We start from the raw sequence: 20948 nt of genomic DNA on the forward strand, positions 1-20948 counted from the left end.
GTGGCGACGGACCCGCGGGTGGTGTCGCCTCGCTTCCGTCTGTCGTGTGCATGACGACACCAGTTGCCCTAGCTCCCATGTCACTTGCCGCCTTCGAGTGTCTTGTGGTCAACGCTGGCCGTTGCCTCGTACGCGTGCGAGCCGAGATGCTCCCTACGCCTGGGGCTCAGGCATAGATTCTTTAGTGCGTGTAGTGTAACTGCCGGGAAACGTCCGAGGAACAGATCCCGGCAACTTTTTTTAGTTCGACTCCACTAAGACGCAGGGTGTCTCGTTCAGTGAGCGGATGACCACCCTGCCGCCCCGCACGCGCTCGACCCGGGAGACGCTGGCGTAGTCCGGGTGGAACCAGAAGACGTCGGAGATGCCCGCCAGATGACCGACATAGGCGTTGATGGTTCCGCCGTGGCAGACGACCGCCACCCTGCCCGCCGGGTGGCTCGCGAGGATCTCGTCGAACGCGTCGACCACGGTCGCGCGGAAGGCGGTGAGGTCTACGACGTCGGGCACGAAGTCCATGTACCGGCCCTCGGCGATGGCCGTCGATCGTGGGTCGTCGCCTTCGAGGAACTCCAGGGCGACGTACTCCATCGCGTCCGCCGGCAGCCCCCATTCCCGGAGCCCGGGAAGGCTGGTCGGCGCGTGACCGACGGCCGCACCGACGATGTCGGCGGTCTGCCTTGCCCGTCGCAGATCGCTGGAGACCAGCGCCGTCACGCCCGCGCCTTCGAGCGCCCTCGCCAAGCGCCGCGCCTGGGCTATGCCCTCGTCGTTCAACGGCGGGTCGATCCGTCCCGACTCGGGACGCCCGTGCCGGACGAGCAGCAACTCGGTCATCGGCTGCCACCGGCGAACTCGGCCGCAAGCGTGTTCATCACGGCGCGCGGCCGACTGAGCAGATCGAGCATCCCGGTGTCGACCTGGGTCCTGACCAGGGTGGCGAACCGGTCGGGCCAGACGACGTCGTCACCCGCCAGGTGCCCGTCGACCGAACGCTCGGCGACCTCGCGAGGGGTCGCCTTCTCCGCGGCCAGCCCCGCGGCCATCTCGGTGTCGATCCAGCCCGGCAGGGACACGGTCACCGCAACGCCGTGCTCGCGGAGCTCCTCCCGCACGGACGACCCGAGCATCAAGGCGGCGGCCTTGCTGGCGCTGTAGGCCGGCGCGCTCCGGGACAGCGAGACCGCCGCCACCGAGAGGATCATGATGACGCCACCGCGACGCTGCCTCAACTGCTCGGCGAACGCTCGCAGCAGCAGCATCGACCCGAAATAGTTGACCTCCATCGTCCGGCGGAAGTCGCCGATGTCCGGCGCGGCGAGGATCGGCGCCTGGCTGGTGATGCCGGCATTGCTGATCAGCAGGTCGACATCGCCGGTCGTCGCGGCGGCCTCGATCTGTTCTGGCCGCGTGACGTCCAGTCGCACGGGAACGACCCGGCCACCGCTCCGCTCGGCCGCCCCCGCCAGCGACTCCGGGTCGCGTGCGGCGGCATAGACTTTCGCGGCGCCGCGGTCGAGCGCGACGTCGACCAACGACGCGCCAAGGCCCCGGTTGGCTCCGGTGACCAGCACTGTTCGATCCTCCAGGTCCATTACCGGACCCCTTTCCTTGCCGTCCTGCGTTGCGTGAACCCGCTGCCGGGCCTTGTCTCGGCTCATCCGCTGACGACCTGGCGGTTGCCGCTACGCCAGGAGTACTCCTGCAGACGCTCGGCGATGCGCCAGCCTGCCGTCGTGCGCACGAGCCGGTCGGCATAGCTGCCGGCGATGGTGTAGAGCTCTCCGCCCGGCGTGCCCGCACGCACATGCTGGGCGTGGAAATAGCAGCGTGCCCGTGCCGAGTCGCCGTCGACCGCCACCGTGATGCTGCCGATGAGATGCTGGGTCGCGTCGAGTCGCTCCAGCGCCGTGCGCGCCCGGTGCACGATCGCCTCCGCACCGCGCAGCCGTCCGCCCGGGTGCTCGAAGACCGCGTCGTCGAGGAAGGTCTCCGCTACGGCCACCCAATCCTTGCGGTCGAGGGCGTACGCGTAGCGCGTGCACAGGTCCGCGATCTCCGCCCGGTCCCGTAGCTGCCGAAGCTCCGCGTCCGTCGAGGTCAGCCGCTCCACGATTCGCCCTCCCTGATGACGACGCATTCGTAGTGAGCGGAGCCGGTGCCGCCCGGCCCGGTCAGCCGGACGAAGCTCTCCGCCCAGTCGTGGTCGAAGGTCCGCTCGTTCCCCGCGGCGTCGACGACCACGGTCGGATGCGAGACGTCCCAGACCTCGCCCTCGAGGTAGTCGTCACCGCGGTAGACCCCTTGCCCGAGACCGTCGTCCCAGCCGCCGAAGTACCCGCCGCCCTGGCAGTAGATCCATCCCAGGTCGTCGATGCGGTACTCGCGGTGCCCGCCCTCCGCGTCGGTCAGAGCGAACGAGCCACCCGAAAGCCTGCGGCCGCCGTCGTAGAAGGTGAGGTCATGCTCGACGCCGGTCACCTCGACCAGCCGGTCCGCCAGCATGATGACCCCGCGACCCGATGCGCGGCGGCCGCTCGGATCTTCGAAGAAGTGCCCGCCGTGGTCGGGCATGTTGAACAGCACCCATTGGCGCACGCCGGGCACCCTGCGTTTGGCGGCTCCCGGCGCGGCGTACGGCCGCGGGCCGCCTCGTCCCGGGTGCATTCCCCAGGAGTGGTTGCGGAAGAAGTCCGCCGAGCCTCGGACGAGCTCATACCGCTCGCCGGCGACCTCGACCGTGCCCGAACACGTGCCGGTGAGCTCGTAGGTCGTCCGCTCGCTCACCAGCCTGCCGTCGACTCGGGTCGTTTCCACCGGACTCCTCGACGGTGGTGTCGTGCTGTGGCACAGCAGGTCGAGCGCGATGCCCAGCTCGTTGGACCCGAGGGTCAACCTGAACTCGCGCAACGGTTCGACGATCTCGATGGCGAGCGGACCGACCCGGAGCATGTCGAGCTCCGGCCGTAGCCGCCGGGAGACCCGCAGGTTGTACTGCCGGCCGCCGTGGCGCAGGCACACGAAGCCGTCCATGACGTCGTTGTTGGGGTAGAGCCGCAGACTCGCGGTCAGACAGACCCGTCCAGCGTGGTCGGCGACCCCGACGTAGTGACCGTCATTCCAGGAGGGGTCGCCCGTCGCGGCGCCCGCGAAGGACTCCGCGATCTGATGAAACGGGTATTCGTCCAGACCGATGAGCATGCGAATCCCTTTCGTCCCGGCCGGTGGACTACCGCAGCCACCATACTATAATCTGACTTCAGAATCTATCGGGTCAGTACGAGCAGACGCGAGGTGACAGATGCCGGACGAGGAACAGGTTCGCCAGGCGCGAGAGGACACGATCCAGGCTCTCTTCAAGGCATGGTCCAGCGGTGACCTCGACGCGCCGCGGCGCTTTCTGACCGAGGACCCGGCACTGGAGGACTCGGTCGGCGGCCGGTACGAAGGCTGGGAGGCGATCCGCGCTTACTTCGGTCACGGTCTCGACCGGTACCCCGACCTGAAACTCGAACCGTCCGGACGGTTCTGGCACCGGCCGGACGGGGTGGCCTTCACCTGGACGATGTCGGCGACGCAGACGGACTCGTCCCTCGGCCCGGAGTACGTCGGAAAGCCGTGGCGGGTCGATGGAATGAGCTTCGTCGTGTTCGAGGGCGACCGCATAGCCGAGGAGGTCGACTACCACGACGGCGGCGCTCGGCTGCGCTACCTGAAGGCCATGGAGCCGGAACGGCGTTAGGAGTCCGCGTCCCACCCATTGGCCGCGACCAGGCGGACGCAGACGTCCGCGAGCTCGTCGGATAGTTCCGGCAGCGGATACCCGGTGAGGGCCCCGCCGGGCAGCACGGCCGCCTCGGCGGCGAGGATGATGTCGAGCAACGCCCTGATCCGCAGGGTGTCGCGGGCGTGCTGCTGGCGCGCGGCCCGGCCACTACGGACACCGTTCGAGAGGTAGTCGTAGGCGCGGGAGCGGTGGCGCTCCTCCCACTCGGCCCGCAGCTCCAGAGCCCGGCCGGTCGTCGACTGCGAGTAGCGGCCGATGAGGACGCTCTCGTCGGGGTGCGTCGTCCACCATTCCCAGCCGGCCTTCACGACCCGCCGGAGCACGTCGGCGCCCACCTTCTCGCCGGACGCGCGTAGCCGCATGACGTACGCGCTGAACTGCTCCATCGCCGACTTCAGGGCCTCGTGCAGCAACTCCTCTTTGCTGCCGAAGTGGTAGTAGATCGCGGTCGGCACGACGCCGGCTTTCGCCGCGACGTCCTCGATACTTGACTCCGCATAGCCCTGACGTGCGAAAACCTCGGTCGCGACCTGGATGATCTCCGAACGCCGGGACGGACGATGCGCGGGCTTGCGTTCACCCTCCATCTCGTCGGTGACCGCATCGCCCCTACTGCCCATGGCACACTCCGCTCATCGCTCGGCGTCGCACCTGTGCCATCACCTTAGCACTGGATATTGTAGTCCCATGCCAGAATCAAAAGCGCGTCGACCGGCTCATCGCCCTTCCCGGCGTTTCCAGCTCATCGAGGCCGCCGTCGAGCTTTTCGCCGTTAAGCCCGTCGACCTCGTCACGATCGCCGAGATCGTGCGGCAAGCGGGCATGACGCCGGCCGCCTTCTACTACCATTTCCCGTCCAGGGAAGATCTCCTGCAGGAGTTCGTGACGCAGTTCGCCGAGGACTGGACCCACCAGGCCGAACGGTTGTGGGGCGATGCGCGGTCGGCCGACGATGTTCTCGCGGTGGTCCAGCGGTTGCTCGACTGGGCGAACGAGCATCGCATGAAGGCCTCGGTCTACTTCGTGAACTCACGAGGAGCCTCGGTCGCCGTCGAGGAGATCAGGCAGAACGCCACGTCGCGGACATCCGCCGCGGCGGCGGCCGCCATCTGCCGGGCAACAGGGCGGGAGCCGGGTGCCTCCACATCGCTGGAGGGATTGTCCCTGGTCACCGTTATCGAATCGGCCTTGCGTGCGGAGCTGTCTCTCGACGCCGCGTATCGCACGCTCGGCCCGCAACACTTTCGCGACGAGGTCCACGAGCAGTGCGCCCGCGTGATCAACGTGCTCTACCGGGTGGCCTGATCAGCGGAGCGTGGCCCAGTGCGCTGGGTGCCCGCAACGGCGGGGATCGGTAGCGCGGGAACTGGTCAGCCGATCGAGGGTGTGCCATAGTGCAGGGCAAGTTTCAGTAGTTTGTATATCGAAACTACCCATGCAGCGGAACTACTCACGAGAGGTCGGGCGCGTGGCGAATCGGTTGCGAGACAAGGTGGCGGTGGTTACCGGCGCCGCGAGCGGTATCGGCGAGGCGATCGCCCGGTCGATGGTCGAGGAGGGAGCGTCCGTACTGCTGGCCGACATCGCCGACAGCAAAGGGAAGGCCGTCGCCGGTGAACTGGGAGACAGCGCGGAGTTCGTCCACTGTGACGTCACGTCGGAAAGCGACATCCGCGCGCTGGTCGACCGTGCGGTCGACCAGCACGGACGCCTCGACTGCATGGTCAACAACGCGGGCGTCGTCGGCGCATCCGGTCCGATCGACGCGCTCAGCGTCGATGACTTCGAGTTGGCGACGTCGGTTCTGCTGCGCTCCGTCTTCCTCGGTACGAAGCACGCGGCGCGCGTCATGAAGCCGCAGGGATCAGGCGTCATCCTCGCCACGACGAGCATCGCCGGCGTGCAAGGCGGCTGGGGTCCGCACCTGTACGCGGCCGCGAAGTCCGGCGTGATCGGACTGACGCGCAATGTCGCCGCCGAACTGGCCACCTGGGGTATCCGCGCGGTTGCCATCGCTCCCGGCAAGATCGTCACGCCGATGACCGCCGGGCGGGTCGCGGGCGACTCGAACGACTTGGCGGCCACCACCGAGGCGTTCAAGTCGCGGACGCCGTTGCGAGGACACATCGGTCTCCCCAGGGACGTCGCCGCGGCTGCCGTATGGCTCGCCAGCGACGAGGCGGGATTCGTGAGCGGCACGACGATCATGGTCGATGGCGGACTGACCACGGGCTCGAAGGAAAACCTTGCCCCTGAGGATCTCGGCAGTTGGGCGCAGCCGCAGCGATAGTTTCTTGACTTCCACTGTTTCTATATGGCTAGTATAGTTATCGACTCGCCCGTCGGTGACAGGAGGAACGGTGGAACTGGGACCGATCGCCGAGCGCGCCGAGGAGCAGCCCGACGCCGTGGCCGTTGTCGACGACGCGCGATCGCTCACGTGGCGTGGGCTCGCGGCTGAAGTCACCGCTGTCGCCGGCCGGTTCGCGGCGCTGGCGCCACACCCCGACCAGCGCATTGGTGTTCTCGGCGAGAACCGGATAGAGACGGTGGTCGCCCACCTGGCGGGCCTGTTGTCCGGCGTCGGCACCGTAGCCCTCTCACGGCAGCTCACCAAGACGGAACTCTCCGACCAACTCGCCGATTCCGGTGCGGTGGCCGTGGTCACGGGCCCGCTCGGTATCGCGGCGAGTCTGGTCGCCGCTGACGCGGTGGACGCCACCGTCATCGCCCACAACGTTGATCCCCGGCAGGACATCCCAGCAGGCGGCGCCATCACGACCTGGGCCGACGTGGCGTCGGCCGCTGTCCGGCCCGGCACTGAAGAGACTGACCACGCGGCGAAACGGCCGCCACGACCACCGATCGTGTACACGTCTGGAACGACAGGCCGGGCACGGGGCACGGAGGTTCGCTGGCTGCCCAGATCGTTCGCCACCGCGCGGGAATACGCCGCGGCGCTCGCCGCCAAGGCCAGCTTCCCGTCCGGAGCGCATCTGATCGTGGGTCCCCTCCAGCACAACGGCCCGTTGACCGCCCTCCGGCACATCATCTCCGGCCAGCCACTGGTGGTACTCGGTCGTTTCGACTCGGAGCGGGTGCTGCACCTGATCGAGCGGCACTCCGTGACGTCGTCGGTCATGGTGCCCACGCACTTCCAGCGCCTCCTCGCCCTCCCCGCCGACACCCGTGCGCGCTACGACGTGTCCTCACTCGTCACGGTTGCGCACACCGGATCGGCATGCCCGCCCGACGTGAAGCGGGCGATGATCGACTGGTGGGGCCCGGTGCTCACCGAGTCCTATGGCGGGAGCGAAATCGGCACCGTCTGCCGGATCACCTCCGAGGAGTGGCTGGCCCATCCGCGGTCCGTCGGCCGCTGCGTCCCGCCGTTCGAAGTCGTCGTGCTCGACGAGAACGGCAACCGGCTACCGCCCGGCGAAGTCGGCGTCCTCGGCTTCCGTGCACCGGCGGGGTACGACGTCGAATTCCATCGCGACCCGGAAAAGACCGCGTCCGCCCACATCGCGCCCGGCGTCGCTTCACTCGGGGACGTGGGATACGTGGACGAGGAAGGCTACGTGTTCATCACGGACCGGATCGCGGACATGGTCATCTCCGGCGGTGTGAACCTCTATCCCGCTGAGATCGAGCGTGTCCTGCTCACGCACCCGGCGATCGCCGATGCCGCCGTCATCGGCGTGCCCGACACCGACCTCGGCGAGTCGCTGCTCGCGCTGATCGTGATCGCAGACGACGCCGAACAACCGAGCGAGCGCGTGCTCGTCGACTTCCTGAAGCGGTCGCTTGCCGGCTACAAGGTGCCTCGCCGGTTCCGATTCGTTGACGAGGTCAGCCGCAACGCCATGGGCAAGATCGACAAGAAGCTGCTCCGCAAGCGGTACGCCGAAACCGCTGGAGCGCACAAGGAAGGGAGCGCGCTGTGAGCGACAGCCGTCAAGGCCCGGCCTCCATCAGAGACGTCCTGGTCGAAGGAATGGACCTCTTCGAGTCCGAACTCGACCGTGTGACGGCCCACGACTGGGCCAACGCCACGCCGTGCGCCGATTGGACCGTCGCCGACCTGGTGCGCCACGCCGCCGACACCGCCGACCGGGCAAGTGCCTTCCTGCGAGACCAGGCGTGGCAGGCCTCGGAATCAGCCTCGCCTGCGCGAGAGCGTTGGTCGGAGGCCGGCGGGCAGCTACGCAAGGTCCTGGCGGAGACGGCCCTCGATGACCGATGGCCGCTGCCGTCCGACTCTCCGCATGCCAAGTTGCTGTTCCACGGCTGCGATTTCACCGTCCACCGATGGGACCTTGCGGTCGCCCGCGGGGAGGAAGCGGAACTGCCGGCCGCCTGGGTGTCCTTCATGGAGTCGTTCTTCCGTTCGGTGCCGGCCGAGGTGCTGCGCAGGCCACGTGCGTTCAGCGACCCGCTCGAGCCCGCCGACGGTGATGGACCGACGCGGCGGCTCATGGCGTTCCTCGGTCGCCGCCCGCTCCCCGCGTGATTCCACCGAGCCGGCAACGGAGGCGCGGCAAAGAATGACGATCGACTTCACCATCCCTGACGAGGTCGCGGAGCAGCAGGACCGGATCCGGCGGTTCATCGCCGAGCAGGTCATCCCACTCGAGGAACGCGTCATCGGCAGGAGCGTCGACGACGCGCTCACCGCCGAGCTGCGGCGCCGCGGCCGTGCCTCAGGCGTATGGGCGCCGCAACTCAGCGCGGAGCTCGGCGGCGGGGGCTTCGATCTGCTCTCGAGCTCGATCCTGCTGGAGGAGGCGGGTTACTCACTGCTCGGCCCGCTCGCGCTGAACTGTGCCGCGCCCGATGAGGGCAACCTCCATCTGCTGGACACGGTGGCCACGCCCGAGCAACGCACCCGGTTCCTGGAGCCGCTGGCCCGGGGAGACGTCCGGTCTTGCTTCGCGATGACGGAACCACCGCCCGGCGCCGGGTCGGATCCGTCCGCGCTACGGACCCAGGCTCGTCCCGACGGCAACGAGTGGGTGATCAACGGCGAGAAGTGGCTGATCACCGGAGCCGACGGTGCCGGGTTCGCCATCGTGATGGCCCGCACCGGCGAACACGCGACCATGTTCCTGGTCGACGCGGACAATCCCGGGATGGTCGTGGGCGAGCATGCGCACACCATCGACGCCTCCATGCCTGGCGGTCACTGCCGGGTGACCTTCACCGAGTGCCGCGTGTCCGTCGATGACGTGCTCGGCGAGGTGCACCAGGGTTTCCGGTATGCGCAGGTACGCTTGGCGCCCGCCCGGCTGACCCACTGCATGCGATGGCTCGGGGCGGCGCGCCGCGCCCACGACATCGCGGTGCGGCATGCCGTGCGGCGTGAGGCGTTCGGGTCGCGACTGGCCGATCTCGGGATGGCCCAGCAATTGATCGCTGACAACGAGATCGATCTGCACGCCAGCCGGCTGCTGCTGTGGCAGGCCTGCTGGGCCATCGTGCAAGGTTCACGCGGCGGGCAGGAGTCCTCACTCGCCAAGGTGGCCATCAGCGAGGCGGTCAACCGCGTCGTCGACCGCGCGGTGCAGCTCGCGGGGGGCATGGGCACCAGCGAGGAGACGATCCTCGGCAGGATCTACGCCGACGTTCGCGCCTTCCGCATCTACGACGGCGCCTCTGAGGTGCATCGCATGTCCTTGGCGAAGCGGGTGGCGCGACGAGCCACGGCGTGAATACCTGAAGCCCACCCAAGCATTTCCCGAGCGGATCTGGGCTGCTCCGCCCGACACGGACATGGGCATCCGCCGTCGAATGCCTTGACGACAAGTAACTATATTCGTACTTTACAAACTGTCCCAAAGGGTCAGCGCCGCTGGCTTTACCTCCCATCCCGAAGGAAGGTTCCTCATGGAACTCGGCCTCAAGGGCCGCAAGGCGATCGTGACCGGAGCCAGCCGTGGCATCGGCAGGGCGATCGCCGCGCAGCTCGCGGACGAAGGTGTCGACCTGGTGCTCTGCGCACGGGGCGAGGAAGCTCTCGACAAGACAGCGGCGGAGCTCGCGCACTTCGGCGTCAACGTGCACACCGCCCGGCTCGACGTGTCCGAAACGGACGCCATCGTGCCGTTCGTGGAGCGCGCCGCCGATCTGCTCGGCGGACTCGACATCCTGGTGTCGAACGCGTCGGTGGGCACCCAGAAGGGCCCGGAGCAGTGGCAGACGAGCTTCCAGGCCGATCTGCTCGCATTCGTGCGTCTCGCCGAAGCCGCCGTGCCGTATCTGGAACGCTCTGACGCACCGGCGATCGTCTCGATCGGCACGACGTCCGCCTTCGACACACTGCCCCCGACCGGTCCCAACTCGTATGGCGCCGCGAAGGCCGCGGTGACCCACCACGCCGCGGCGCTGGCCCGCACCCTCGCGCCACAAGGAATTCGGGTCAACACCATCTCTCCCGGTCCCGTGGAGTTCCCCGGCGGCACGTGGGAGCGGATCAAGGAACAGCGCACGGAGTTCTACGAGGGCGTCCGATCTCGCATCCCGCTCGGCCGGCTGGGGACTCCCGAGGACGTCGCCAGGGCCGTTGCTTTCGTCGCCAGCCCGGCCGCCGCGTACTGCACCGGCGTCAATCTCGTCGTGGACGGTGGCTTCGTCAGTCGGGTGCAGTTCTAGAAACGCCAGGGGTACATCATGCTCGACACCTTCCCCGCCACGACCCGCGTCGTGTGCCTGGCCTCGCGCCCGGCGGGCGAACCGGGTCCGGAGAACTTCGGCATCGGCCACCAGCCGATCACCGAGCCCGTGCCAGGTCAGCTGCTGGTCCGCAACGTCTACATGAGCGTGGACCCCGCCATGCGGGGCCGCATGGAGACCACGGAGAAGCACTACACCACCAACTTCGAGGTCGGCGGCCCGCTGGACGGCTCGGCCATTGGCGAAGTCGTGGCCGGTGACGTCGACGGCTTTCCGGTCGGGTGCTACGTCCGGCATCGGCTCGGGTGGCGGGACTACGCTCTCGTCGACGCGGCCACCGCGACAGTCGTGGATCCCGACCTGGCGCCCCTGCCGGACTGGCTCGGCATCCTCGGTCAGACCGGGTTCACCGCTTACGTCGGACTCGTCCGAACCGGTGGCCTGCGGGAAGGTGACACCGTCTTCATCTCGGCGGCGGCGGGGGCCGTGGGAAGCGCGGCCGGGCAGTTCGCGAAACTGCTCGGTGCCGAACGCGTCATCGGCAGTGCGGGCGGGGCACGCAAGGCCGAGCTGCTCGAGTCTCAGCTCGGGTTCGACGTAGGTATCGACTACCGCGCGGATCTACCCGGCGGTCTGGCGGCCGCTGCGCCGGACGGTATCGATCTGTACTTCGACAACGTGGGCGGCGAACACCTGGTGGCCGCGCTCCACGCGCTGCGCCAAGGCGGCAGGGTCGCGCTCTGCGGGATGATCGCTGACCTGCGAAGCCGCGCAGACTCGCCGCCGATCGCTCACCTGATCCAGGCGACGCTGAAGCGGCTCACGATCCAGGGTTTCATCGTCCGCGATCACGAGGATCTCCGGCCGGAGTTCGAGCGCCGCGTCGCGAGTTGGTTGCGCACCGGCGAGGTGGTCTCGCGGCAGACCATCACCGACGGTTTGGAGAACGCGGCCGACGCGTTCCTGTCCATGCTCACCGGTGGCAACATCGGCAAGGCGTTGGTGCGTATCGGGCCGGAGCGGCTGTCGTGAGCAGCCCGGCGCCGCCCATCGATGCGAACGTGATCGCCTCTCTGGACCCGATCCGCCTCGCCGGGGCTCGCTGCGCGGAATGCGGCACCACGACATTCCCGGCGCAGGCCGACTGCCCACGTTGCGCCCGCAGGACGATGAATCGGATCGAGCTTCCCGCCGAGGGCGTGCTGTGGACGTGGACCACGCAGACCTTCCAGCCCAAGGCGCCGTACGCCGCGCCGAGCACCGGCTTCGAGCCGTTTCCGGTCGGCTACGTCGACCTCGGTGACGTCATCGTCGAGGCACGACTCGAGGCCGACCCCGAGGCGTTGCGCGTCGGCACGCGCATGCGCCTCGTGCCGTTGACACTGCTGGTGGACGGGGGTCAGCCCGTGATCGGCTACGCGTTCGCACCTGCGACGGGAGGATCGGCATGAACCACGGCGCAGTGGCCATCGCGGGGATCGGCATGACGCCGTTCGGCAGGCACTCCCCCGACTACTCGGGCCGGGACATGGGTGTGGACGCCGCACGCGCGGCACTCGCCGACGCGGGACTGTCCTGGCAGGACATCGACTACGCGGTCGGCGGGAGCAACGTCTCCGGGAAGCCTGACACGACCGTGTCATCCCTCGGCCTCACTGGAATTCCCTTCGTCAACGTCCGGAACGGCTGCGCCACGGGCACTGTCGCACTGACCACCGCGGCGCAGGCGATCCGGTCGGGCGAGGCGGAAACCGTGCTGGTGCTCGGGTTCGACAAGCATCCGCGCGGTGCATTCGGGGCCCGACCGGCCGACTACGGGCACGGTGACTGGTACGGGCAAAGCGGGCTGATGGTGACCACCCAGTTCTTCGCGATGAAAGCACGCCGCTACCTCGATGCGCACGGGCTGCCGGACGAGGTGCTCGGCGAGGTCGCCGCGAAGGCGTTTCGTTGTGGGGCGGCCAATCCCGACGCGTGGCGGCGTACCGAGTTCACCCCCGACGAGATCATGGCGGCGCGAGTCATCAACCCGCCGCTCACCCAGTACATGCTCTGCTCTCCTGCGGAAGGCGCCGCCGCCGTAGTACTCACCAGCGCGGACCGCGCAGCCGACCTCACCGATCGGCCGGTCACTTTGGCTGCCGCCACCATGCGCACCCGCCGGTTCGGCTCGTTCGAGGTCTTCGCGAGCTGGCTCCCGCCAGGAGCCGATGCGAGCCCGACGGTCGACGCGGCCCGCGCCACGTTCGCCAAGGCGGGGGTGACCCCGCGCGATGTCGACGTGGCCCAGCTGCAGGATACCGACGCCGGGGCCGAGATCATTCATATGGCCGAGACCGGTCTCTGTGAGCACGGCCAGCAGCGTGAACTTCTCGACGCCGGAGCGACGTCACCCGAAGGGACGCTTCCGATAAACACCGATGGCGGGTGCCTGGCCAACGGCGAGCCGGTCGGCGCCTCGGGCCTGCGGCAGGTACACGAAGTCGTCCGCCAGCTGAGGGGCACGGCAGGAACCCGCCAGATTGCCGGCGAGCCGCGAGTCGGGTTCACCCACGTGTACGGCGCACCGGGGATCGCCGCCTGCACCATCATCACCCGCTGAACCCTCGCGGTCGAGAACCAGTTCGGCCCCGTAGACGGATACCTTCCGTGATGGGTCTGCAGGACATGCTGCGCGCGGCGAGTTCGGTGTGGGCGACGAGGTGACGCAACCGGCAGCGTCCGTACTGGACAGTCCATTCCGGAGCGGACGATCACGTTGCGGACGGCGCAGGGCGGACACGGCGTGGTCGACCGCCGCCCGGGCACGCCCCTCGGCCGTCAGCGAACGACCGACTGCTCCGGATTACCGCAACTTCCCGTCCTACCGGTGCCGTGGCGCGAAGAACCGCCGGTCACGCCCGCCTCGCCCTCGGCGTGGTAGCGCGCGCCCGGCGCTGCGGTGGAGACGGAGACTTGAACCGCTCCCCGGCTCGGCGCAGTGGCCAGCCCTCCCCCACCGCACACCGGGCGGACGCAGTCTGCCGGTGGGGATCAGCAGGGCATTACGGTGGGACACGAGGGCCTCGCGGGCGTCAGTGCAGATGTGGTGGTCCACGCCGAACCCGGAGGCCCTCGGTCACGCCACGGTCGTCCCTTCACGTGTCTCTCGCGTTCGCAACCCTCAGGGCAGTGCGGCTAGTCCCAGATCGAGCTGATCGCTTTGGGTGCCTTGGGGCGGACTTTGAGCGTGCTTGGTAGCCGGTTGAGTCGTTTGACGAGCAGGTTCGTCTTTGCGTCGGGTGGGGTGGTGTCGACGACGAGGTGGAGCATCCAGGTCTGGACACCGGTGGGTTCCATGCGGAGTGAGCGCACGGCGTAACGCCGTTGGTGCAGCAGGCTGATGACGCGCAGGACCCCGCCGAATCCGGCGACATGCATGGCGAGGCGTTGCCGAACGAACTTCTCCCCCATCGTCGTGCTGGGCTCGGAGTCGGCTCCCTTCACGGCGCGACCTCACGCGGCTGCGGCGCGGTGGCCTGGTTCGGCCTCCAGCTGCCGCGCGGGCGGCTGATCTCGGCGATGCGCTGTTCGGCGAGGTGGTCGGCCGCCCGGGCCGGTGTGATGTCGTGGTCGGTTGCCATGGCGAGGATGCGCTGGCAGGTGTCGAAGATCTTTTCCTCGCGGGCGCGGGCGCGCCGTTCGTCGAAACCGGCGATCTCGTCGGCGACCTGGATCAGTCCTCCGGCATTGACCACATAGTCCGGCAGGTAGAGGACGCCGTGGTCACGCAATAGCGTGGCGATCCCGGCGTGGGCGAGCTGGTTGTTCGCACCTCCGCACACGATCTCTGCCCGCAGAGCGGGAACGGTCTCGTCGTCGAGCACTCCGCCGAGAGCGCAGGGCGCGTAGACATCCAGGTCTCGGGCGAGGAGTTTCTGCGGGTCCTCGGCCTCGATGTCCGGGTGGCGGGCGCGGAGTTGGTCTACGGCGGCATTCGCCACGTCGGCTACGACGATCGACGCGCCATCGGCGCTGAGGTGTTCGGCCAGTCTGCGACCCACTTTGCCCGCGCCCGCGATCCCCACCCTCCTGCCGCGCAAGGACGGGGTTGCCCAGGTGTGCGCGGCGGCCGCGCGCATCGCCATGAAGACGCCGAACGCGGTCAGTTCCGAGGAGTCGCCTGCTCCGCCGTGTGTGCGGGTCCTGCCTGTCACGAACCGGCTTTCCCGGGCGATCACGTCCATGTCGTCGGGAAAGGTGCCGACGTCGCAGGCCGTGTAGTAGCGGTCTGCCAGGGATTCCACGAACCTGCCGTAGGCACGCAGCAGCGGCTCCGTCTTCAGCTTGGCAGGGTCACCGATGATGACCGCCTTGCCACCACCCAGATCCAGGCCCGCGCACGCCGCCTTGTAGGTCATGGCGCGCGAGAGCCGGAGAACGTCGCTGAGCGCGTCATCCTCGGAGCTGTACGGGTGGAACCTGGTTCCGCCGAGGGCGGGCCCGAGCGCGGTGGAATGGATCGCGATGATCGCGTGCAGTCCGCTGGCTCGATCGCGGCAGAATACGACCTGTTCATGGTCGGCGGACTCGACAACACCAGACATTCTTGGCTCCTTGTGGGAGTGGAGGATCCGCCGGAAGGGTGCCGACGGCATCCGACAACACTGCCCCACCTCAGCAGGGCGGGGTGCTGGACCAACAAAAAAACCTCCCGTGCGAATGGCACGAGAGGTAGGCGCAGGCGGTGATTCGTCAGCCTGCGCCGCACATAATGATCAAACCGAAGACCATGGACCTACCATAGTTCGAGCCCCACGACGTGGCAAGCGCGGGGGCAGAAGTTCCCCGACGGACTCGATGGTATGCCGGAGGGAGCCGAGAGCGACGTCGGAGAGCTTTCCCATCCGGCACCGACACGGCAGGGCCCATGGGCCACGCTCCGTCTGGCTGCCATACAGCGCTACCGCAGGGTCGGTCCACGTCTTCGACGGATGACGTCGTTTGGCCTGGAGAGATCCGACAAATGCTTGATGCTGCGCGGCTCCATGCGTCTCGACAATGGGTGTCATCGTGCGTGGTCCGCGTCGCGCATTCTGTAACGCGAGGGAGTGGGTCTATGGCCACGGATGTCGTGGTGATCGGGTCCGGAGTCGTGGGTGCCTCGATCGCGCTGAACTTGCTCGGCGCGGCTGCCGGGTGACGGTCGTCGGCAAGGCCGGAGGAGCGCGGGACACAGCTCCACGGCTGCGTCGAGCACGGTGGTGCGATGCAACTTTTCCAAGGGCACCGCGAGCGCCGAACAGGTTGTAGAGCGTGCCGTGGCTCACCCCTGCCCGCAGGGCGACGATCTTCCCGATCTCGAGGGGTCTGGGGCGCATTGGTGTGTCGATGCGTCCGGCGCGGCACTGTGGATGTTCACGATCGATGTCTGCGGAGTTCCTGGCGGGCGATCGTTCGCTTGTGGACCTCGTCTGGGCCGTCGGCGAGGCGGAGGGTGCGCACGTGCGCATAGGCTTGCGCGAGTGGGAAGTCGGCGGTGACGCCCGCGCCACCGTGTACCTGGATCGCCCGGTCGATGACCTTGAGGGCGACCTGGGGGGCCGCTACCTTGATCGCGGCGATCTCCGTGCGGGCGCCCTTGTTCCCGGCGGTGTCCATCATCCACGCCGCTTTGAGGGCGAGTAGCCGCACCTGTTCAAGATCGATGCGTGCTTCGGCGATCCAGTCTTGGACATTGGCGCGTTCGCTGATCGGCAGTCCGAAGGTAGTGCGGGAGTCCGCTCGGCGGCACATTGCCTCCAGCGCGCGTTCGGCCATGCCGATCGTGCGCATGCAGTGGTGGATACGTCCAGGCCCCAACCTCGCTTGGCTGATGGCGAATCCCTCGCCCTCGCCCTTCAGCAGATCGGTCGCCGGAACGCGGACGTCGTCGAACAGGATCTCGGCGTGGCCCTCACGGTCGGTGTAGCCGAAGACGGGAAGACTGCGGACCACTGCGACGCCCGGCGTGTCGATCGGAACGACCATCATGGACTGCTGACGATGCGGGGCCGCATGTGGATCGGTCTTGCCCATGACGATGAGAAGCCTGCAGTTGGGGTGCATGGCGTTGGTCGCGAACCATTTGCGTCCATTGAGGACGTAGTGGTCGCCGTCTCGGACCATGCGTAGTTCGATGTTCGTAGCGTCCGAACTGGCGACGGCGGGTTCGGTCATGGCGAACGCCGAGCGGATGGTCCCCTGCAGGAGCGGCTTGAGCCACTTCTCGCGGTGCTCGTCGGTTCCGAAGAGATCGAGGATCTCGATGTTCCCGGTGTCCGGCGCGGAGCAGTTGCACGCTTCGGGCGCCAGGTGGAAGCCCATTCCACAGGGGGTCGCGAAATGACCGATCTTACCCGGCACTTCCGCAGAACCGACGCGCCATCATCCGCATCACGGCAGCGAGCTCGATCGGCACGGTGGTCGAGTGGTACGACTTCGCACTTTACGGCGCGGCGTCGGCACTGATCTTCGCACCACTGTTCTTCCCATCAGGTAACGCGGTGGCCGGAGTGCTTGCCTCGTTCGCGGTGTTCGCCGTCGGCTTCGCGGCCCGGCCACTCGGCGGGCTACTCGCCGCTCACTTCGGGGACCGGTACGGGCGCAAACCCATCCTGATCGCGACGATCTGCCTGATGGGCGGCGCGACAATGGTGATCGGTCTACTCCCGACCTACGACACTGCCGGCATCTGGGCACCCATCTTGCTGACGGTGACCCGCCTGCTCCAGGGTCTGGGCGCGGGAGCCGAGTTCGCCGGCGCGGTCACAGCCGTGTCAGAGTTCACCCCTCCTGGGCGGCGAGCCTTCTTCACCTCCATCAGTCAGGCCGCGGTGGCGCTGTCGTTCATCCTCAGCACCGGCACCTTCGTAGTCCTCTCGCTGATCCCAGTCGAAACCCTGCACGCCTGGGCATGGCGGGTGCCCTTCCTGGCCAGCGCAGTGATCTTCCTGGTCGCGCTGTACATCCGTCGGCGTGTGCAAGAAACCCCGGCCTTCAAAGCAGCCAAGAGGGCCGCCGAACGACACGGCGCCTCAGAGAAGTTGCCCATCACACAAGTACTCAGGGAGCGGCCCCGAGCACTACTGGTCGGAATCGTCTCCGGATTCGGTCTGGTCAACGCGGGCTATCTGGTCAACACGTTCGCGCTGAGCTACATCACCGATACGCTGGAGCTTCCGGCCCTGACAGCAACGGTGAGCCTGCTGGTCGCCGCCGGACTCAGTCTCATCACGATTCCCTTGTTCGGAGCCCTGGCGGACCGCATTGGCCGACGTCCGGTCTACATCGGTGGCGCGGTCTTCGCGGCCGCCTTCGCGGCACCCTTCTTCATGCTCCTCGGAACCCGAACCCCAGCCTTCGTGATCGTCAGCATGACCGTCGCCTACTCGGTCGGCTACGGGGCGATGGCCGGAGCTCAATCAGCCTTCCTCACCGAGCTGTTCCCAACGCGCTATCGCTTCACCGGCGTGGCAGCCGCCCGAGAAACGACGGCGATGCTTCTCGGTGGCACAACGCCCTTCATCGCGGCGGCGTTAGTCAGTGCCGCCGACGGCCAGGCGACCCTTGTCATCATCTTCGTCATTGCCTGCCAGGCGCTGACGGTCCTCGCCCTGCTGTGTGCCCCGAGGCCGGCACCGGACGCAACCTCGGAGATCACCTCGCCTGATCGAGCCGCCGACAGCACAGCACCTGGCCAGTCGCGAAACGACTCCGACCCTGTCGGTAGCGGAGGTTGAGCAGCACCGCAATCAGGTGGTGACTCGGTAGCCCGTTCGGTTGCACGCATGAATGGAGTTTAGGACTGCGTCGACGACGTCGACGCAGTCCTGAACAGACGTTGTCGGCCCAGCGCGGGTGGCTGCCTGGGCGCCGCGGTGGCATTGCATGTGGAGCCGTGAGGCCAACATCCAGAGCTGGCAGACATGGCTCGGCGAGGACCTCGGTACCGACCGGGCTCGCCCTGCGCCGCGCCGATGTCAACATACGTTGACGAGCGTACCGACGTCAACGTATGTTGACATCATGGTGATCGAGAAGATGGTCGACGTTGGTGGGCATGAGATCTGTGCGCAAATCCTGGGCTCCGGGCCGACGGTGGTGCTGGACGGTGGCGGAGCGGGTCAGGGGCTTGGCACTTGGGGGCCGGTACCGGAGCGGCTCGCCGATTTCGCCACGGTGGTGACCTACGACAGGGCCGGGGTAGGCCGGTCTGGCGGCACGCAGGCGCGGTCTGTCGCGGAGCAAGCCGACGCCCTACGCCGGATGCTTCGCGGTCTGGAACTCCGCCTGCCCGCGGTGTTCGTGGGCTGGTCGTACGGCGGGCTCGTCACCCAGGTGTACGCGGCCCGGCATCCCGACGACGTGGCGGGGCTGGTCTTCGTCGACCCGACAGCCGCCGGAACACCTCCGGGCTCCGCACTGGTGCGGAGTCTCTCGTTCGATGTCGCGGCATGGTTGCTGCGTGCGCGGGCGGCACTCGGCGGGCGGAACGCACGTGCGCTGCGCGAACTGGCCGTGACACTGGGCGGGATGCAGGACGCGATGGCCGAGGCCAAGAGCACACGCGAGGAGTACGGACTGCCGCCCGTGCCGATCCGCGTGATCGCCGCGGGCAAGCGGCCTCGGATGCCCCGCGCGCAGCTCGACCACCTGACCGCCGATCACGAGGCCCTGGCCGGACGGTCCCCGCAAGGACGTGTTCTGGTGGCCGAGCACGCGAGCCATCAAGTGCCCTACGAACAGCCGGAGACGATCGTCGAGACGGTCCGCGAAGTCCTGGCCGGATGACGTCCGGACATCAGTCCGGAGTGAAGGCGTCCCGGTGGTCCTCCACCCACGTGGTGAACGTGGTGGCGGGCCGGCCGAGGATCGTGGTCACGTCGTCGGTGAGTACGGCATTGCCTCCCGCGCGAGCCCAGGACATGCCGGTGACGGCCGTCTCGACCGCCGCGGGCTCGGCTCTGTGGTGCGCCATTCGCTCCCGCACGACATCGAGCGAGATGTCCACAGTGGAGACCGGCCGGCCCAGCGCAGACCAGTGGCCAATCCTCGTCCGCGACCTTCCCCATAGCAACATCCTGGATGCTCGTTCTCGAGCTTGTCATCGCGGTTCCGGCAGGACGGCATCGCCCAGTGCCTGGGCGAGTAGCAGGGCGGCGTGTAGCTCGAAGCGCCGCTGCCCTACTTCGTGGCCGAGCATGGCCTCGGCTTTCTTGACGCGATAGGCGACCGTTCCCCGTGCTAGATGTAGGTGCGTGGCGACGGTGCTGATGCTGCGCTCCTGCTCCAGGTACTGGAGGAGGGTTTCGCGTAGGGCGGCGGTGACCTGGCTCGTCGAGTCGGCCAGCGGACCCAATTCGCGTTCTACGAAGTTTCGGGCACTGTCGATGTCCTCGGCCAGCAAGGCAATGGCAGAGATCTCCGCGTAGCTGGTCACGGGGGCGGCTCGGTCGCCGGCGAGCCGGGCCAGCCGCTCTGCGCGGGTAGCCTGCTCGTGGCTGCGGCGGAAGCCGTCTACCCCACGCCCGGGCAGGCCCAGTGCGATTCGGATGTCGGCGTGGACCGGTGGCGCGGGCAGGGTGGCCGGATCGGCGTCGTTGGCGATGGTGCCCCAGGCCCAGAGCGCCGAGCTCCCGATCGGCACGGCGAGCGTGGCCGTAGCTCCCCGAGCGCGAAGCTGGGCTTCGGCGATGCGTTCCAGGGCGGACACCTCGCCGGGCGAGTTGGCCCAGGCGATGAGCGCGAGGTGGCAGCGGTCGAGGTCGTAGCCCAGTACCGAGGAGGCTGCGCGCACCTCGATCTCGTCACCGGCGAGGATCTGGTTGACGGTTTCCGCGCGGGCCGCCGCGGCACTGGTAATCCAGCGGTCGCGCTCGGCGAGGAACTCGGTGACCATGGAGCCGGAGAAGGCGTCGATGTATCCGAAGAGGTCCTCCGATACGGCTTTCATCTCATCGGCGACACGGTCCGGGTCGACGAGTGCTTCACAGGCGGCGAGGAATGCCTGGGCCATGCCCGCGTGGCCGAGTCGGATCCCGCGAAGGACCTTGTCCAATGCGATGCCGCGGCGCACGAACTCCCGGTCGCCCTCGAGGGCTTCCTCGGTGATCGGGCTCAGCTGTACGTCAGGGAACGCGAGTAGCACCATTGCGCGCAGGGTGGAGGACTCGGTACCTTTGCGCAGGATTTGAAAGGGCCCTTCGCCACCTCCGAAGGCAGGGATCTCCCGGGTGATCGTCGTGGCCATCTCCCGGCCCACCTCGATGGCCCAGCAGACCGGGGACTCGCCGACGTGCGAGATCGTTTCGGCGATTGTCGCGGGTGAGCTCGCTGCGGCGCTGGTCATGTCAGGACCGCGGGGTTTCAGATCGAGCAGCCATTCCCGACCAGCCGCAGGACGTTGTGTTGTCATGGCTTCGAGACTCTCTGGACCGAGGGCGTTTCGACCATGTCGGCCTCCAACTTG

Annotated in this window: 21 protein-coding genes and 1 pseudogene; 12 read left to right on the forward strand and 10 right to left on the reverse strand. The window is 67.9% G+C overall.

All coding sequences use genetic code 11. From position 1 onward, the window contains the following. Positions 1–240: 240 nt before the first annotated feature. The 4 genes from FCN18_RS15750 to FCN18_RS15765 all read right to left on the reverse strand — a co-directional run bounded on the left by FCN18_RS15750 (position 241) and on the right by FCN18_RS15765 (position 3201). Positions 241–837: a histidine phosphatase family protein gene (locus FCN18_RS15750; protein ID WP_137095462.1), complete on the reverse strand. Its 597-nt coding sequence runs from the start codon at positions 835–837 to the stop codon at positions 241–243. Continuing rightward, positions 834–1595, reverse strand: a complete 762-nt coding sequence (locus FCN18_RS15755) for an SDR family NAD(P)-dependent oxidoreductase (protein ID WP_158303114.1) — start codon at positions 1593–1595, stop codon at positions 834–836. The genes FCN18_RS15750 and FCN18_RS15755 overlap by 4 nt, the downstream gene beginning before the upstream one ends. Positions 1596–1657: 62 nt before the next feature. Further along, positions 1658–2113: a nuclear transport factor 2 family protein gene (locus FCN18_RS15760; protein WP_206077908.1), complete on the reverse strand. Its 456-nt coding sequence runs from the start codon at positions 2111–2113 to the stop codon at positions 1658–1660. Beyond that, positions 2101–3201, reverse strand: a complete 1101-nt coding sequence (locus FCN18_RS15765) for a hypothetical protein (protein WP_137095463.1) — start codon at positions 3199–3201, stop codon at positions 2101–2103. The genes FCN18_RS15760 and FCN18_RS15765 overlap by 13 nt, the downstream gene beginning before the upstream one ends. 100 nt (positions 3202–3301) lie before the next feature. Here FCN18_RS15765 and FCN18_RS15770 point away from each other — a divergent pair, with 100 nt between their 5' ends. Beyond that, positions 3302–3742 carry a nuclear transport factor 2 family protein gene (locus tag FCN18_RS15770; RefSeq protein ID WP_112267769.1) on the forward strand — a complete coding sequence of 147 codons (441 nt, stop codon included), beginning with the start codon at positions 3302–3304 and terminating at the stop codon, positions 3740–3742. Here the strand turns inward: FCN18_RS15770 and FCN18_RS15775 are convergent. Then, positions 3739–4407: a TetR/AcrR family transcriptional regulator gene (locus FCN18_RS15775; RefSeq protein ID WP_112267771.1), complete on the reverse strand. Its 669-nt coding sequence runs from the start codon at positions 4405–4407 to the stop codon at positions 3739–3741. The two genes, FCN18_RS15770 and FCN18_RS15775, sit on opposite strands and share 4 nt — an antisense overlap. Here FCN18_RS15775 and FCN18_RS15780 point away from each other — a divergent pair. From FCN18_RS15780 to FCN18_RS15820, 9 genes are all read left to right on the forward strand, one after another. Beyond that, positions 4406–5092, forward strand: a complete 687-nt coding sequence (locus FCN18_RS15780) for a TetR/AcrR family transcriptional regulator (protein ID WP_158303115.1) — start codon at positions 4406–4408, stop codon at positions 5090–5092. The two genes, FCN18_RS15775 and FCN18_RS15780, sit on opposite strands and share 2 nt — an antisense overlap. 163 nt (positions 5093–5255) lie before the next feature. Then, on the forward strand, positions 5256–6077 hold the full coding sequence (locus FCN18_RS15785; RefSeq protein WP_206077909.1) for a glucose 1-dehydrogenase: 822 nt from the start codon (positions 5256–5258) through the stop codon (positions 6075–6077). A 70-nt stretch (positions 6078–6147) separates the two neighbouring features. Then, the gene (locus FCN18_RS15790; RefSeq protein ID WP_137095465.1) at positions 6148–7734 is read left to right on the forward strand and encodes an AMP-binding protein; all 1587 of its coding nucleotides are present in this window, start codon (positions 6148–6150) and stop codon (positions 7732–7734) included. Beyond that, positions 7731–8300: a TIGR03086 family metal-binding protein gene (locus tag FCN18_RS15795; RefSeq protein WP_137095466.1), complete on the forward strand. Its 570-nt coding sequence runs from the start codon at positions 7731–7733 to the stop codon at positions 8298–8300. Before FCN18_RS15790 ends, FCN18_RS15795 begins: the two co-directional genes overlap by 4 nt. 34 nt (positions 8301–8334) lie before the next feature. Continuing rightward, positions 8335–9498 (forward strand): acyl-CoA dehydrogenase family protein, encoded by a 1164-nt coding sequence (locus tag FCN18_RS15800; RefSeq protein ID WP_137095467.1) that lies wholly within the window; start codon positions 8335–8337, stop codon positions 9496–9498. Positions 9499–9673: 175 nt separating this feature from the next. Beyond that, the gene (locus tag FCN18_RS15805) at positions 9674–10438 is read left to right on the forward strand and encodes an SDR family NAD(P)-dependent oxidoreductase (protein WP_113641749.1); all 765 of its coding nucleotides are present in this window, start codon (positions 9674–9676) and stop codon (positions 10436–10438) included. A gap of 18 nt (positions 10439–10456) precedes the next feature. Further along, a complete protein-coding gene (locus FCN18_RS15810; protein WP_137095468.1) occupies positions 10457–11491 on the forward strand; it encodes an NADP-dependent oxidoreductase in 1035 nt (344 codons plus the stop codon). Continuing rightward, positions 11488–11910, forward strand: coding sequence for a Zn-ribbon domain-containing OB-fold protein (locus FCN18_RS15815; protein WP_206077910.1), 423 nt, complete (start codon positions 11488–11490; stop codon positions 11908–11910). Before FCN18_RS15810 ends, FCN18_RS15815 begins: the two co-directional genes overlap by 4 nt. Further along, entirely contained in the window at positions 11907–13061 is a 1155-nt protein-coding gene (locus FCN18_RS15820) for a thiolase family protein (protein ID WP_113641748.1), read from the forward strand. Before FCN18_RS15815 ends, FCN18_RS15820 begins: the two co-directional genes overlap by 4 nt. Positions 13062–13636: 575 nt before the next feature. Here FCN18_RS15820 and FCN18_RS15830 read toward each other — a convergent pair. The 3 genes and pseudogenes from FCN18_RS15830 to FCN18_RS15840 all read right to left on the reverse strand — a co-directional run. Then, on the reverse strand, positions 13637–13945 hold the full coding sequence (locus tag FCN18_RS15830; RefSeq protein WP_137095469.1) for an ACT domain-containing protein: 309 nt from the start codon (positions 13943–13945) through the stop codon (positions 13637–13639). Then, complete coding sequence (locus FCN18_RS15835) at positions 13942–15045, reverse strand: Glu/Leu/Phe/Val family dehydrogenase (protein ID WP_137095470.1); 1104 nt, start codon at positions 15043–15045, stop codon at positions 13942–13944. Before FCN18_RS15835 ends, FCN18_RS15830 begins: the two co-directional genes overlap by 4 nt. Before the next feature lie 811 nt (positions 15046–15856). Next, a pseudogene (locus FCN18_RS15840) lies at positions 15857–16807 on the reverse strand (acyl-CoA dehydrogenase family protein); the annotation flags it as partial. An 83-nt stretch (positions 16808–16890) separates the two neighbouring features. Between FCN18_RS15840 and FCN18_RS15845 the strand changes: the two are divergent. Both FCN18_RS15845 and FCN18_RS15850 read left to right on the forward strand, forming a co-directional pair. After that, positions 16891–18219: an MFS transporter gene (locus FCN18_RS15845; protein WP_267285366.1), complete on the forward strand. Its 1329-nt coding sequence runs from the start codon at positions 16891–16893 to the stop codon at positions 18217–18219. Between the two features lie 286 nt (positions 18220–18505). Beyond that, entirely contained in the window at positions 18506–19270 is a 765-nt protein-coding gene (locus FCN18_RS15850; RefSeq protein ID WP_158303117.1) for an alpha/beta fold hydrolase, read from the forward strand. Positions 19271–19280: 10 nt separating this feature from the next. Here the strand turns inward: FCN18_RS15850 and FCN18_RS39090 are convergent, their stop codons facing one another. Both FCN18_RS39090 and FCN18_RS15855 read right to left on the reverse strand, forming a co-directional pair. Next, entirely contained in the window at positions 19281–19457 is a 177-nt protein-coding gene (locus FCN18_RS39090; protein ID WP_158303118.1) for a hypothetical protein, read from the reverse strand. A 126-nt stretch (positions 19458–19583) separates the two neighbouring features. After that, a complete protein-coding gene (locus FCN18_RS15855; RefSeq protein WP_137095473.1) occupies positions 19584–20894 on the reverse strand; it encodes a PucR family transcriptional regulator in 1311 nt (436 codons plus the stop codon). Positions 20895–20948 lie beyond the last annotated feature (54 nt).

This window comes from Prauserella endophytica, from assembly GCF_005146945.1.
In the GTDB taxonomy this organism is placed as follows: domain Bacteria; phylum Actinomycetota; class Actinomycetes; order Mycobacteriales; family Pseudonocardiaceae; genus Prauserella_A; species Prauserella_A endophytica.